The organism is Geodermatophilus saharensis (genome assembly GCF_900188205.1).
GTDB classification, from domain to species: domain Bacteria; phylum Actinomycetota; class Actinomycetes; order Mycobacteriales; family Geodermatophilaceae; genus Geodermatophilus; species Geodermatophilus saharensis.
In genome coordinates, this window is the sequence record NZ_FZOH01000001.1 from 797894 (window position 1) to 811312 (window position 13419).

Genomic DNA, 13419 nt, shown 5'->3' on the forward strand with positions numbered 1-13419 from the left:
GACCACGCTGACGAAAGATCGCCAGGACAGGCCCTAGACGCCGGAGGGGACGAGCAGGTCGACGACGACCGGCAGGTGGTCCGACGCGCCCGCGCCGTCGAGCACCCGCGCGGAGGCCACGGTGATGCCCGGGGTCACCCACACCTGGTCGATGCGGGCGTGCGGCGACCGCGCCGGGTGGGTCAGCCCCTCCTGGCGCTGCCAGAACCGCCAGCGGGCCTGGTCGTCGCGCTCGGGTGCCAGCTCCCAGGCGTCGGCGAAGGACTCCCGCAGCGCCGCCAGCTCCGGGGCGTCCGGGGCGGCGTTGAGGTCGCCGACGACCACCCCGGTCGCCATGGGCTCGGTGTGCAGCGCCCGCAGCACCGCCACCTGCTCGGCGCGCTCGGCGGGCGACCGGGTGGTCAGGTGGGTGGTGGTCACCCAGAGCGCGCCGCCGTCGAGCTCGACCAGGGTCCGCAGCGCGCTGCGCGGCTCCCCGCCCCCGGGCAGCGGGTGCACGTCGCTGACCAGGATCGGCAGCCGCGACAGCAGCGCGTTGCCGTACTGACGGCGCTGGTCGTCGCCGGGCCGCGGCTCGTCGATCGCCGGACCCCAGGCCAGCTGCATGTCCAGCGCCCGGGACAGCAGCAGCGCCTGGTCGACGTCCTCGCTGCGGTCGCCGAAGTGCCGGTCGACCTCCTGCAGGCAGATGACGTCGGCGCCGGCCGCCGCGAGCACCTTCGCCAGCCGGGGCAGGTCGTGCCGGTGGTCGGCGCCCACGCCGTGGTGGGTGTTGAAGGTGACCAGGCGGACGGGGATCGGGGGCTGGTCGGGTCCGGGGGCCGGCTTGACCCCGTGGGCATCGGTCACCCGGTCAGCCTGTCACCCGCCGGCCGGCACCGTCGCCGGGACCGGGTCGGCCAGCGGCAGGTCGAGCACCTGCTGCAGGCACTCGTCGCCGTCCGGCCGGTGGTCGCTCACGTGCAGCAGGAAGCGCGCCTGCCGGCCCTCGAGCACCAGCTCGCCGACCTGGTTGCCGAAGAACGGCCCCGCGGCCTTGGCCCACTCCACCGACGGCGGGCGCACCCGCGCGGCCCGGGCGATCGCACCGGTGAACCGCCGCGCCCACCGGCTCCAGCCGATGCGGAACCCCACCCGGATCGGGTGCGGCGCCTGGTTGTGCAGCGGGGAGACGGTCAGCTGGTGCACCCGGCCGGTCAGCCCGCCGGGGGCGACCACCTCGGCGGCGTAGGCGTGGTGGACGTCGCCGGAGAGCACCAGCGCGGTCGCCGGTGCCGGGCCGTGCTCGCCGCGGGCCACCGCCAGCAGCGCCGCGGCCAGCCGGTCGAAGCTGTGCCCGAACGCCGCCCAGTGCTCGAGGTCGGCGGCCTGCCGCAGCGCCTCGGCGGCCCGCCCGACCAGGCGGCCGTCGTGGCGCACCGCCAGCGCCTCGTCGACGCGCTCGATGGAGTCGATGGCGTGGGGGAGCAGCCAGGGCAGCGACGTGCCGACCAGCAGGTGGCCGACGCCGTCCTCGACCGCCTGCCGCATCTGCTGCTCGACCCAGGCGAACTCCTCGTCGTCGACCATCCGGCGCGCCTGCTCGTCGAGCACCCGGCCGGCCCGGCTGTCGACCATCAGCAGCCGGGCGTCGCCCCAGTGCCGGACGTAGCTCCAGCGCACCGTCCGCGGGTCGCGGTCGGCGGCGAGGGCCATCTCCCGCAGCAGCGGCTCGGCGTCGGCGTCCTCGGGCAGCGCCCGCACCGCCTGCCAGGTGGCGTTGCCGGCCAGCTCGGCGGGGGAGAGGTTGCCCAGGTGCTGGTACACCCAGTAGCTGGCCAGCCCCCCGGCGATGCGGGCGTCCCACCAGCCGGTGGCGGTGACCCGGCGCCGCCAGGCGGCCGAGGTGTTCCAGTCGTCGATCATCTCGTGGTCGTCGAAGACCATCGACGACGGGACGGTCGACAACAGCCACCGCACGTGCGGGTCCATCCAGGACTCGGCGTAGAGGCGGGTGTACTCCTCGTAGTCCCGGGTCTGGGCGTCCTCGGACACCTCCTCACCGCGCCGCACGCGCAGCCACGAGCGGGTCGCCGTCGTCAGCTCGTCGGCGTAGACCTGGTCACCGAGCAGCACCAGCGCGTCGGGCCACTCGTCCTCGGGCAGCGCCGCCACGCGCTCGGCGTAGGCGTCCAGGGCGTCGGGCGGGATGCCCTCGGCGAGGTCGACGGTGCTGGGCGTGGCGTACCGGCAGGAGCCGAACGCCAGCCGGAACGGGCCGGGTCGGCCGGGCGTGCGGATCCGGCTGGGCGGGAACGGGGAGCTCGACTCCGGCCACACCCGGACGCCGTCGGTGCCGTCGGTCGACAGGTGCACCTCGTAGGGCGTGGTGCTGCCGGGCTCGAGCCCCTCGACGACGACGAGGGCGTACCAGTGGCCGCCGACGGCGAAGGTGCGCGCGGTCCGCCCGAGGACCTCGACGGTGCACGCGCGGTCGGTCTCCACCCAGACGGTGGCCGACACGGGGTCGACGTGCCGCAGCAGGGGTCCGATGAGCAGGCGGGGGGTGTCCTCCCCGGGTGGCGGCATGGACCCAGCGTGCTCCACGGTGACCCCTTCCGCCCAGACCCGCCGGTACGGCGATCGGGGGAGCGGCTGGGAGACTGGCCGGCATGGAGTTCGTGCTGATCGCGATCGCGATCGTCCTCGTGGCCCTGGTCGCCGGGCTGAGCCTGCTGGTCGGCCGCGGCCGGCGCACCACCCGGCTCGACGACGACGCAGCCGCCGGCACGACCCTCACCCGGCCGCGGCCACCCAGTGCCCCGCCCGCACCGCCGGAGGACCGCCCGGCCGGCGCGACCGCCTCCGGCCAGGGCCTGGCGCCCGCCGAGCCGGTTGCGCCCGAGGCGCCGCCGCCGGTCGACCTGCCCCCGGCGGTCGCCGAGCCGGACCTGGTCTTCGAGACGCCGCCGCCGTCGGCCGGCCGGCTGGTGCGGCTGCGCTCCCGGCTGGCCCGCTCGCAGTCCTCGCTGGGCCGCGGCCTGCTCACCGTGCTCGCCCGCGAGCGGCTGACCGAGGACGACTGGGAGGAGGTCGAGGAGACACTCCTCGCCGCCGACGTCGGCGTCGCGGCCACCCAGCAGATCGTCGACCGGCTGCGCACCCAGTCGCTGGTGCTGGCCACCGCCACGCCGGCCGACCTGCGCGCGCTGCTGGTCCGCGAGCTGACCGCCGTCCTCGGGCCCGACCTCGACCGCAGCCTGGGCACCGACCGCCGCGAGGGCCGGCCCGGCGTCGTGCTGGTCGTCGGGGTCAACGGCGCGGGCAAGACGACGACGGTCGGCAAGATCGCCCGCGTCCTCGTCGGCGACGGCAGGAGCGTCGTCCTCGGGGCCGCCGACACCTTCCGCGCCGCGGCCGCCGACCAGCTCGAGACCTGGGGCGAGCGGGTGGGGGTGCTCACCGTCCGCGGCCGCGAGGGCGCCGACCCGGCGTCGGTGGCGTTCGAGGCGGTGCGCACCGGGGTGGAGGCCGAGGTCGACACCGTCGTCGTCGACACCGCCGGCCGGCTGCACACCAAGTCCGGCCTCATGGACGAGCTCGGCAAGATCAAGCGCGTCGTGGAGAAGCAGAGCCCGGTCACCGAGACGCTGCTGGTGCTCGACGCCACCACCGGCCAGAACGGCATCGTGCAGGCGCGGGTGTTCACCTCCGCCGTCGACGTCACCGGTGTCGTGCTGACCAAGCTCGACGGCACCGCCAAGGGCGGCATCGTCGTCTCGGTGCAGCGGGAGCTGGGCATCCCGGTGAAGCTGATCGGGCTGGGGGAGGGCGCCGACGACCTCGCGCCCTTCGAGCCCGAGGTCTTCGCCGAGGGCCTCGTCGGCGGCGCGGACTAGCGGCGCGGACCAGCGGACGGCGACGGCGGCGCTGGCGGCGGTCGGTCCCGCCCGCGCCGGGTGAGCAGCCGAGGTCGCCGACACGGCGCGACCCGCCGCGCAGGCCGACCGGAACCGCGCAGTCGGCCCCGGCCGGCGGTCAGGGGACGGCGTGCGGGTCGAACCCGTAGGGCAGCTCCAGCCGGTGGCGGGCGAGCAGGTCGGCGTCGGCGAGCACCTCGCGGGTCGGCCCGTCGGCGACCACCACGCCGCCGTCGAGCACCACTGAGCGCGGGCACAGCTGCAGGGCGTAGGGCAGGTCGTGGGTGACCATCAGCATCGTCACCGGCAGCCCGGTGAGGACCTCGGCCAGCTCGCGGCGGCCGGCCGGGTCGAGGTTGGACGACGGCTCGTCGAGCACCAGCACCTCCGGGTGCATCGACAGCACGGTGGCGACGGCGACCCGGCGGCGCTGGCCGAAGGAGAGGTGGTGCGGCGGGCGGTCGGCGGCCCCGGCCATGCCCACCTGCTCGAGCGCGGTCGCGACGCGGGCGGCCACCTCCGGCTCGGGCAGGCCGAGGTTGCGCGGGCCGAAGGCGACGTCCTCGCCGACGGTGGGCATGAACAGTTGGTCGTCGGGGTCCTGGAACACCACGCCGACACGGCGGCGGACCTCGCGCAGCGTCCGCTTCTCCACCGGCAGCCCCGCGACGGTGACCCGGCCCCGACCGCCGGTGAGGATGCCGTTGAGGTGCAGCACCAGCGTCGTCTTGCCCGCGCCGTTGGGGCCCAGCAGCGCCACCCGCTCGCCGCGCCCGATCCGCAGGTCGACGCCGAAGAGCGCCTGGTGCCCGTCGGGGTAGGCGAAGGCCAGGTCCTCCACCAGCAGCGAGGGATCGGTCACGCCCCGAGCACCCCCGCCGCCAGCACCGCGCCGGCGGACAGGGGCAGCGCCAGCCCGGTCAGCCACGTACCCACGGGGACGGCGGGAGCCGGACCGGCGGGCAGCCGGCCGTCGCCGCCGCGGGCGAGCATCGCCAGGTGCACCCGCTCGCCGCGCTCGTAGGAGCGGACGAACAGCGCGCCGGCGGTGGCCGCCACCACCCGCAGCGCCCCGGGCCCGCGGCCGCGGAACCCCCGCGACTCGCGCGCCACCCGCATCCGCCGCAGCTCACCGGTGACGACGTCGGCGTAGCGGACCATGAACGACAGGATCTGCACCAGCACCGCCGGCAGCCGCAGCCGCTGCAGGCCGCGCACGAGGTCCTGCGGGGTGGTGGTGGCCGCCAGCACGGTCGCGGCGAGCACCGACAGCGTCGCCTTGGCCAGCAGCCCGCCGGCGGTTACCAGGCCGCTCTCCGACAGCGACAGGCCCAGCACCTCGACCCGCGGCCCGCGGGCCACGACCGGCAGCAGCAGCGCGAAGAGCACGAAGGGCAGCTCGACGACGAGGCCGCGGGCCAGCCGGGCGGCCGGAACGCGGGCCAGCGCGGCCGCGGCCAGCACCAGGACCGCGTACCCGCCGTAGGCCGGGGCCCAGGCCGGGTCCAGGGGCGTGGCGACGACGACCAGCGCGAACGCCAGCACCGCGACCAGCGAGACGTGCGCCGGCAGCCGGTGGACGGCGGTGTCGCGCGCGACGTAGGCCGCGCCCAGCGGGCCGCCGTGCCCGGCCCCCACGGTCAGTCCCGGGTGCCGGTGCGGGCGCCGCGCCGCCGCAGCAGCAGCGCCAGGCCGCCGGCGAGCAGCAGCGTGACCGCGACGCCGATGACGCCGGCCAGCCCCCCGGAGACCCGGGCGTCGTCGACCCCGGCGACGCCGTAGTCGGCCAGCGGCGAGCCGGCGACCGCGCTGTCGCGGGCGGTGTCGGCGAAGCCGGCCTCACCGGCGGCCCACTCCAGGCCGTCGGGGGAGGCGCTCGCGTAGTGGCTGACGACCCCGGCGACGACCAGGGTCAGCAGCAGGCCGGCGATCCAGAACGCGCGCCGGCCGACCGGGCGGCGGCTCACCGGAGGGCCTCCTCGGCGCGCAGGCCCGGGCGGGTGGCGAGGTCGGCGGGCCGGCGCAGGTGCGCGGCGCCGTGCACGAGGTCGGGCCGCACGGAGAGCACCGCACCCAGCACCGCGACGGTGATGAGGGCCTCGCCGATGCCGATGAGCAGGTGCGCCCCGCCCATCGCGGCGAGCACCGCCCCGAGGGGGACGTCGGCGACCCCGCCCACGGCGAACAGCCCGACGAAGGCCAGCGCCGCAGCCGGCACCGACAGGAAGGCGCCCGCGCCGGCGGCGGCGAGCAGCCCGGTGCCGGTGCGCGGCAGCAGCCGCACGAGCAACCGGGAGAGGCCGTAGCCGACGCCGACGGCCACCACGCCCATCAGCACCACGTTGGTCCCGAGTGCGGTCAGGCCGCCGTCGGCGAACAGCAGCGCCTGGACGAGCAGGACGACGGTCGTGCAGAGGATCGCCGTCCAGGGACCGACCAGGACCGCGGTCAGCACGCCACCGATCAGGTGGCCGCTGGTGCCGGCGCCGACCGGGAAGTTGACCATCTGGACGGCGAAGACGAAGGCCGCGGTCAGCCCGGCCAGCGGCGCGGTGCGCTCGTCGAGCTCGCGGTGGGCGCCGCGCAGGGCCAGGCCGACCGCGCCGGCGGCGACGGCACCGGTCACCAGCGACGTGGGGGCGTCGAGGAACCCGTCGGGGACGTGCACGCGGACCTCCCGGGACCGGCTGCTGCGGGGCGGCCGGGCGCCGTCCCCCGGGCACCTTATTGCACACGAGTTGCAGGTGCACAGGCGTCGCAGGTGGAGCCGGGAGGGGCCGCAACACCCCGGACACACGGCGGCCGGACACGCGATCGGGAGTTCACGGTCCGGAAACGTGCCGACGCCGCCGGTCGAAACACGGCCCCGGCACGGTGGACGCCGCGTCGCCCACCGCCGCCGGTGGCGGGCGCACCGAGCACCGCCCCGGGCTCTCCCGCTCGCCCGGGTCCGTCCGTGGCCCTGCCCCGTCGCACGGCCACACCACACCGTCAGGAGGTTGCCGTGGACACCGGCGACACCGCCTGGGTCCTGGTCAGCGCCGCGCTGGTGCTGTTCATGACCCCCGGTCTGGCGCTCTTCTACGGCGGCATGGTCCGCGCGAAGAACGTCCTCAACATGATGATGATGAGCTTCGGGGCACTCGCGCTGATCAGCGTGCTGTGGGTGCTCTACGGCTACTCGATCGCCTTCGGCGACGACGTCGGCGGCGGCCTGCTCGGCGACCCGACCGAGTTCTTCGGCCTCTCGTCGCTGATCGGCACCGCGGGCCTGGAGGGCGCGTTCGCGCCGGACAACCTGGTCTTCACCGTCCCCTCGCTGGCCTTCGTCGCCTTCCAGGGCGTCTTCGCGATCCTCACCGTGGCGCTGATCTCGGGCGCCATCGCCGACCGCGCCCGCTTCGGCCCCTGGATGGTCTTCGCCGGCGTCTGGGCCACGCTGGTCTACTTCCCGGTCGCCCACTGGGTGTTCGCCTTCGACGGCGCGGAGTCCGAGACCGGCGGCTGGATCGCCAACGACCTGCTGGCGATCGACTTCGCCGGCGGCACGGCGGTGCACATCAACGCCGGCGCCGCGGGTCTGGCGCTGGCCCTGGTGCTCGGCAGGCGGCGCGGGTTCGGCCGCGACCCGATGCGGCCGCACAACCTGCCCCTGGTGATGATCGGCGCGGGCATCCTGTGGTTCGGCTGGATCGGCTTCAACTCCGGCTCGGCGCTGGCCGCCAACGGCCAGGCCGCCGAGGTGTTCGTGACCACGCTCGCGGCCACCGGCGCGGCCACCCTGGGCTGGCTGCTCACCGAGAAGCTGCGCGACGGGCACGCCACCTCCCTGGGCGCGGCCTCCGGCGTGGTGGCCGGCCTGGTGGCCATCACGCCGGCCTGCTCCGCGGTGACCCCGCTCGGCGCGATCGCCGTCGGCCTCGTCGCCGGCGTCGTCTGCGCCCTCGCCGTCGGCCTGAAGTACCGGCTGGGCTACGACGACTCCCTCGACGTCGTCGGCGTCCACCTCGTCGGCGGCCTCTGGGGCACCCTCGCCGTCGGCCTGTTCGCCTCCGGCGCGGCGACCGCCGGCGTGGACGGCCTGTTCTACGGCGGCGGCGTGGACCAGCTGTGGCGGCAGGCGCTCGGCGCCCTCGCCGTTCTGGTCTACTCGTTCGTGCTGACGCTCGTCATCGGCCTCGTCGTCGCGAAGCTCATGCGCTTCCGCATCACCGAGGAGGACGAGGTCGCCGGCATCGACGGCGTCGTGCACGCCGAGACCGGCTACGACCTCGCCTCCCTGGGCGGCGGCGGTGGCGGCTCGGCCCTCACGGCCGCCGGCCAGACCCGCGCGGAGGCCCGGGGCACCACCCTCACGGACAGGAGCCGGGTGTGAAGCTCGTCACCGCCATCATCAAGCCGTTCAAGCTCGACGACGTCAAGAACGCCCTCGAGCTGATCGGGATCACCGGACTCACCGTCAGCGAGGTCCAGGGCTTCGGTCGCCAGCGCGGCCACACCGAGGTCTACCGCGGTGCGGAGTACCAGGTGGACTTCGTCCCCAAGGTGCGCATCGAGGTCGTCGTCGGCGAGATCGAGGCCGCGCGGGTGGTCGACGCCGTCGTCGAGTCGGCCTCCACCGGGCAGATCGGCGACGGGAAGGTGTGGGTCACCACGATCGACGAGATCGTGCGGGTCCGCACCGGCGAGCGGGGCGAGGACGCCCTGTGACGCGGGAGTAGGACCAGGTGGGCGACGCCGGCCGGGGTGGCGGGAGGACCGCGGCCCCGGCCGGCGCCGTCCCGACCCACCGACCGACAGGGGGGACCGTGCCCGACCTCGGGGCGCTGCCCGGCCTGACCCGCGCCGAGCGGGTGCAGCAGCTCGACGCCTGGCTGGGCGGCCTGCTCGCCGCCGCCGTCGCCGGCACGCCGCCGCCCCGGCAGGGCCGGGGTGCCCCGCCGCCGCGCACCGGCACCGAGGGCGTCGCGCTGGTCGCCGTGGGCAGCCTGGGACGGCGCGAGCCCCCGCCGCACGGCGACCTCGACCTGGTGCTGGTCCACGACGGCCGGCCGGAGGTGGCCGCGCTCGCCGACGCCGTCTGGTACCCGGTCTGGGACGCCGGCGTGCGGCTGGACCACTCCGTCCGCTCGGTCGCCGAGGCCGTCGCGGTGGCCTCCTCCGACGTCAAGGCCGGGCTCGGCCTGCTCGACGCCCGCCTGGTCGCCGGGGACGCCGCCCTCGCCGCGGCGCTGCGCACCGCGACGCTGGCCGCGTGGCGGCAGTCGGCGTCCCGGCTGCTGCCGCAGCTGCGCGACCTGCGCCGCGGCCGGGCCCGGCAGGTCGGCGAGCTGGCCTTCCTGCTCGAGCCCGACCTCAAGGAGGCCTACGGCGGCCTGCGCGAGGGCCAGGTGCTGCGCGCGGTCGCCGCCGCCCAGCTCGGCGACGAGCCGGCCGCGGAGGTGGAGGCGGCCTACGCCCTGCTGCTCGACGTCCGCGACGAGCTGCGCCGCCGCACCGGCCGGCCCTCCGACGTGCTGGTCCGCCAGGAGCAGCGCCCGGTCGCCGCCGCGCTCGGCCTCCCCGACGAGGACGTGCTGCTGCGCCGGGTCAGCCTCGCCGGGCGGCGGCTGGCCTTCGTCGCCGACGACACCTGGCGGCGGGTGGAGGCGGCGCTGGTCCGCCGCCCCCGCGGCCGCTACCGCCGGGTGCGCCGGGAGCCGCTGGCCGAGGGCGTGGTGCGGCAGGGCGACGAGGTGGTGCTCGCCCGCGACGCCCGCCCGGCCGCCGACCCCGGACTGGTGCTGCGGGGGGCGGCCGCCGCCGCCCGCGCCGACCTGGTGCTGTCCCCCTACACACTCCGGGTGCTCGCCGCGCACTCCCCGCCGGTGCCCGAGCCGTGGCCCGCCGAGGTGCGGTGGTCGTTCCTGCGGCTGCTGGCCGCCGGCCGGCCCGCGGTCGCCGTCCTCGAGCAACTCGACCAGGAGGGCCTGCTGACCCGGCTGCTGCCGGAGTGGGAGCAGGTGCGGTCGCTGCCGCAGCGCCACCCCTGGCACCGCTTCACCGTCGACCGGCACCTCGTCGAGGCCGCCGCGGCCGCCGCCGAGCTCACCCACGACGTCGACCGGCCCGACCTGCTGCTGGTCGCCGCGCTGCTGCACGACATCGGCAAGGGCCGGCCCGGTGACCACAGCGTCGTGGGGGAGCCGATCGCGGCCGGCGTCGCCGCCCGCATGGGGTTCGTGCCGGCCGACGTCGCCGTCGTCGGCACGCTGGTCCGCCACCACCTGCTGCTGCCCGACACCGCCACCCGCCGCGACATCGACGACCCCGCGACCATCGGGCGGGTCGCGGCGACCATCGGCGGGGACGCGCAGGTGCTGCAGCTGCTGCACGCGCTGGCGCAGGCCGACGGTGCGGCCACCAGCTCCTCGGCGTGGTCGCCGTGGAAGGCGCACCTGGTCGCCCACCTGGTCGCCCGCGTGCAGGCGCACCTGGGCGGGACGCCCGCCGCCGGCCCCGACCCGGTGCTGCACCCCACCGCGCCCACCGTCACCGAGACCGGGGCCGACGGCGCGGTGACCGTGGGCGTCGAGGACGTCGCCGACGGCCAGCAGGTGACGATCGGGGCGCCCGACGAGCGGGGCCTGTTCAGCTGCCTGGCGGGGGTGCTCGCGCTCAACCAGCTCGACGTGCGCGCCGCGAAGGTCAACGTCGTGGACGGCCGGGCGACGGCGGTGTTCGCCGTCCGCCCCCGCTTCGGCCGGGCACCGCAGCCGGCGATCCTGGCCGACGCCGTCCGGGCCGCCCTGGAGGGGACGCTCCCGCTGGCCGACCGGCTCCGCCAGCGGGAGGCCGACTACCGGCAGGACGCCGCCCGGTCGGCACCGCCGCGGATCTCCTGGCACGACTCGGAGGCCAGCGGCGAGGCGACCAGCATCGTGGAGGTGCGGGCCGGCGACCGGGCCGGGCTGCTCTACCGGCTCACCGCCGCGCTCGGCTCGGCGGGGCTCGACGTCACCTCCGCGCGCATCGAGACCCTCGGCGCCGACGCCGCCGACTACTTCTACGTCAGCAACCCGGCCGGCGGCTCCCTCGACCCCGGCCGGCGGGCGCGGGTGGAGGCGGCGCTGGTCGCCGCGGCGCGGGGCGCGGTCCTCGACCCGGCGCGCGGCGCGGTCCTCGACCCGGTGGCGGACACACCGCGCTGAGTGCTCGGGACTGTCGGTGGGCCGTGCGACCGTCGGGGCGACCACGGGACGGAGCAGTCCCGGTACCGACGGCGAGGGGGAGTCCCCGTGCAGCACCAGCAGAGCTGGCCCTGCCCCACCTGCGCGCAGGACACGGTGTTCGAGCAGCCGCCGTGCGCCGACGGGCACACCGACGACGGCGGCGAGTGCCCCGAGTGGATCTGCACCGGCTGCGGCACCGGCTTCCTCCTCGGCGGCCTCGAGTCCGTCGTCGAGGCGGCGGGACGGCGGGCCGGCGCCGCCGCCTGAACCCGCCGCCCGACCGTTGCCTCACGTCACCGGAGGGTGAGCGCCACCCGGCCGGATCCGGCCAGCGCGCCGTCGGCCACGAAGGCCACCCAGCCGCCGCGCACCAGCACCGTCTCGATGAGCTCGTCCACCACGTCGTCGACGACGTCGGGGTGCTCGACGTCGTCGGCGGGGACGAGGAAGTCACCGTCGGCGCTCAGCCGGGCCGCGAGGGCGAAGCCCTCCTCCACCGCGAGCATCTCCGGCCGCTCCCGCCGCGCGGCCAGCCACGCCGCGTCGATGCCCTCCACCACGGCCTGCCGGGAGCGCCGCCGGTCCAGGTGCGCCAGCGCCTCGCCCTGCCGGGACAGCAGGTAGCCGTCGAGCACCTCGCGCACCCGCGGGACCAGCACCGACAGCGGGGCGCGGGTGAGGTTGCCGGTCACCGTCCCGGCCAGCCGCCCGGTGTTGCGCGACAGCCGCCGGAACCGGCCGACCACCCGGTGCCCGCCGACCAGCACCAGCGGAGCGGGGTGCAGCCGCAGGAAGGTGCCCAGCGCCCGGTCGACGCGCCGCAGGAAGTCGCCGGCGTCGTCGTCGGCCCGGAGCGGGAAGGGTGAGCGCCGGGGCGGGCGCAGGGTCCCGGCGCCGCCCTCGAGCAGCCGCGCGTCCTGCTCCGACAGCAGCAGCACCACGTGGCGCGGGATCCGGTGCAGCGCCCGGACGAGGTCGCGGGTGGCGAAGGTGGGGTCGACGACCACCCGGTCGGGCACCGCCACCGGCAGGCGCACCACCTGGCGCAGCGTCCGGTTGACGTACAGCGCGATGCCGGCGCCGGTGGGCTCGCCGCGGGCGGCGGACACGAGGTCCTCGAGGGCGTCGGCGAGCCCACCGGGCGCGCCGTCGCGGGCCAGGCGCGCCCCGGCCTCACGGGCCAGCCGCTGCAGCGTCCGCGCGTCCGCGTCGGTCATGCGGGCGGCGGGGGTGGTCGTGGCGAGCAGGGACACGCACGGCTCCTCGCGCACCGACTGGAGCAGGACGACCTGCTCGGGTGAGGGGCCGGGGACCCGCGGCACGGTGGCGGTCACGGGACCGGCCGGCCCACGGGGACGGCGTCGAGCCGCCGGGCGAGGCGGGCGACGGCGCGGTCGAGGACCCGCTCCCGGCGGCGACCGCGCAGGCCGGCGAGGCGGTGGACGCTGATCCGCGCCGGCAGGCCGGCCGCGGCGGCGCGCTGGGTGGCCAGGGCGACCAGGTCGGCGACCTCCCGCTCGGCCTCCTCGCCGAGGCGGACCAGGAGGGCGGTGTCGGCGGTGACGGGGACGCGGGGGAGGAGCAGGGCGGTGTGCACCTCGCGGCCGGTCTCGCGGGCGAGGGCGTGGGCCTCGTCGAGGGCGGCGAGCGCGCCCTCCCGGCCGGTGAGCGGGACCAGCAGCCGGGGCGGGACACCCCGGGGACGGTGGGCGGGCCGGGTGCGGGCCGGCGCGGGAGGCGGTGCTACGGGGACGGTCGCGGTCACGGGGACTCCCACGGTGCGGCGAGGTCTCCCCCGGTCCCGGAGGACCGGCCGCGCCCGGGCCGGAGGCCGGGACTGACGGGCGGCGGCTTCGCGGATGCGGTCGGGTACTCCCCTCGCAGGAACCACGATACACGAAATCGACTTCGGGTGGAGGAGGTTCGGAGGTGCGCCCTGTCCCGGCGCCGCCGTGCCCACCGCGGGCACCGGGCGACTACCGTTCCCCCGTGACCGCGTCCTCGCCGGGGTGGACCTTCCTCTCCAACCACGGGCACGTGCTCGTGAGCCTCGCCGTCGACCCCGAGGCCCGCATCCGCGAGATCGCCGGCCGCGTCGGCATCACCGAGCGGGCGGTGCAGATGATCCTCGCCGACCTCGAGGAGGCCGGCTACGTCGTCCGGGAACGCGTCGGGCGGCGCAACCACTACACCGTCGTCGAGCGCGGCCGGTTCCGGCACCCGCTGGAGGACCACGTGCGGGTCGGCGACTTCCTGGAGCTGGTCGTGCGCGACCGGCCCTCGGCCGACTCCGCCTGAGCGTCCGGGCG

Annotated in this window: 14 protein-coding genes; 6 read left to right on the forward strand and 8 right to left on the reverse strand. The window is 76.9% G+C overall.

The features are described from left to right. Positions 1-33 precede the first annotated feature (33 nt). Both CHC04_RS03805 and CHC04_RS03810 read right to left on the reverse strand, forming a co-directional pair. Entirely contained in the window at positions 34-849 is an 816-nt protein-coding gene (locus CHC04_RS03805) for an endonuclease/exonuclease/phosphatase family protein (protein ID WP_089402504.1), read from the reverse strand. Positions 850-861: 12 nt separating this feature from the next. After that, positions 862-2568, reverse strand: coding sequence for an alkaline phosphatase D family protein (locus tag CHC04_RS03810; protein WP_089402505.1), 1707 nt, complete (start codon positions 2566-2568; stop codon positions 862-864). Positions 2569-2651: 83 nt separating this feature from the next. Here CHC04_RS03810 and ftsY point away from each other — a divergent pair, with 83 nt between their 5' ends. Further along, positions 2652-3878: a signal recognition particle-docking protein FtsY gene (gene ftsY / locus CHC04_RS03815; protein ID WP_089402506.1), complete on the forward strand. Its 1227-nt coding sequence runs from the start codon at positions 2652-2654 to the stop codon at positions 3876-3878. 139 nt (positions 3879-4017) lie between these two features. Here ftsY and CHC04_RS03820 read toward each other — a convergent pair whose 3' ends face one another. Genes CHC04_RS03820 through CHC04_RS03830 form a run of 4 tightly spaced genes read right to left on the reverse strand, consistent with a single transcriptional unit; the run spans position 4018 to position 6567 of the window. Beyond that, positions 4018-4761 (reverse strand): energy-coupling factor ABC transporter ATP-binding protein, encoded by a 744-nt coding sequence (locus CHC04_RS03820; protein WP_089402507.1) that lies wholly within the window; start codon positions 4759-4761, stop codon positions 4018-4020. Continuing rightward, positions 4758-5537 carry a cobalt ECF transporter T component CbiQ gene (gene cbiQ / locus CHC04_RS03825; protein WP_089402508.1) on the reverse strand — a complete coding sequence of 260 codons (780 nt, stop codon included), beginning with the start codon at positions 5535-5537 and terminating at the stop codon, positions 4758-4760. The genes CHC04_RS03820 and cbiQ overlap by 4 nt, the downstream gene beginning before the upstream one ends. Before the next feature lie 2 nt (positions 5538-5539). Next, positions 5540-5866, reverse strand: coding sequence for a PDGLE domain-containing protein (locus CHC04_RS24455; protein WP_217897145.1), 327 nt, complete (start codon positions 5864-5866; stop codon positions 5540-5542). Further along, positions 5863-6567 (reverse strand): energy-coupling factor ABC transporter permease, encoded by a 705-nt coding sequence (locus CHC04_RS03830; RefSeq protein ID WP_217897146.1) that lies wholly within the window; start codon positions 6565-6567, stop codon positions 5863-5865. The genes CHC04_RS24455 and CHC04_RS03830 overlap by 4 nt, the downstream gene beginning before the upstream one ends. Positions 6568-6903: 336 nt before the next feature. Here CHC04_RS03830 and CHC04_RS03835 point away from each other — a divergent pair, with 336 nt between their 5' ends. From CHC04_RS03835 to CHC04_RS03850, 4 genes are all read left to right on the forward strand, one after another. Beyond that, complete coding sequence (locus CHC04_RS03835; protein WP_089402509.1) at positions 6904-8274, forward strand: ammonium transporter; 1371 nt, start codon at positions 6904-6906, stop codon at positions 8272-8274. Then, entirely contained in the window at positions 8271-8609 is a 339-nt protein-coding gene (locus CHC04_RS03840) for a P-II family nitrogen regulator (protein WP_073421809.1), read from the forward strand. Before CHC04_RS03835 ends, CHC04_RS03840 begins: the two co-directional genes overlap by 4 nt. 98 nt (positions 8610-8707) lie before the next feature. Continuing rightward, positions 8708-11089, forward strand: coding sequence for a [protein-PII] uridylyltransferase (locus CHC04_RS03845; protein ID WP_089402673.1), 2382 nt, complete (start codon positions 8708-8710; stop codon positions 11087-11089). A gap of 87 nt (positions 11090-11176) precedes the next feature. Then, positions 11177-11377 (forward strand): hypothetical protein, encoded by a 201-nt coding sequence (locus CHC04_RS03850; RefSeq protein ID WP_089402510.1) that lies wholly within the window; start codon positions 11177-11179, stop codon positions 11375-11377. A gap of 26 nt (positions 11378-11403) precedes the next feature. Here CHC04_RS03850 and CHC04_RS03855 read toward each other — a convergent pair whose 3' ends face one another. Next, on the reverse strand, positions 11404-12444 hold the full coding sequence (locus CHC04_RS03855; protein ID WP_089402511.1) for a baeRF3 domain-containing protein: 1041 nt from the start codon (positions 12442-12444) through the stop codon (positions 11404-11406). Further along, complete coding sequence (locus tag CHC04_RS03860; protein ID WP_089402512.1) at positions 12441-12875, reverse strand: hypothetical protein; 435 nt, start codon at positions 12873-12875, stop codon at positions 12441-12443. The genes CHC04_RS03855 and CHC04_RS03860 overlap by 4 nt, the downstream gene beginning before the upstream one ends. A gap of 224 nt (positions 12876-13099) precedes the next feature. Between CHC04_RS03860 and CHC04_RS03865 the strand changes: the two genes are divergently transcribed. Continuing rightward, a complete protein-coding gene (locus CHC04_RS03865; protein ID WP_089402513.1) occupies positions 13100-13408 on the forward strand; it encodes a helix-turn-helix transcriptional regulator in 309 nt (102 codons plus the stop codon). Positions 13409-13419 lie beyond the last annotated feature (11 nt).

Bases quoted from the DNA above. Each gene is read 5' to 3' on its own strand.
- CHC04_RS03810 (WP_089402505.1), bottom strand. From the start codon at position 2,568: ATGCCGCCACCCGGGGAGGACACCCCCCGCCTGCTCATCGGACCCCTG.
- ftsY (WP_089402506.1), top strand. From the start codon at position 2,652: ATGGAGTTCGTGCTGATCGCGATCGCGATCGTCCTCGTGGCCCTGGTC.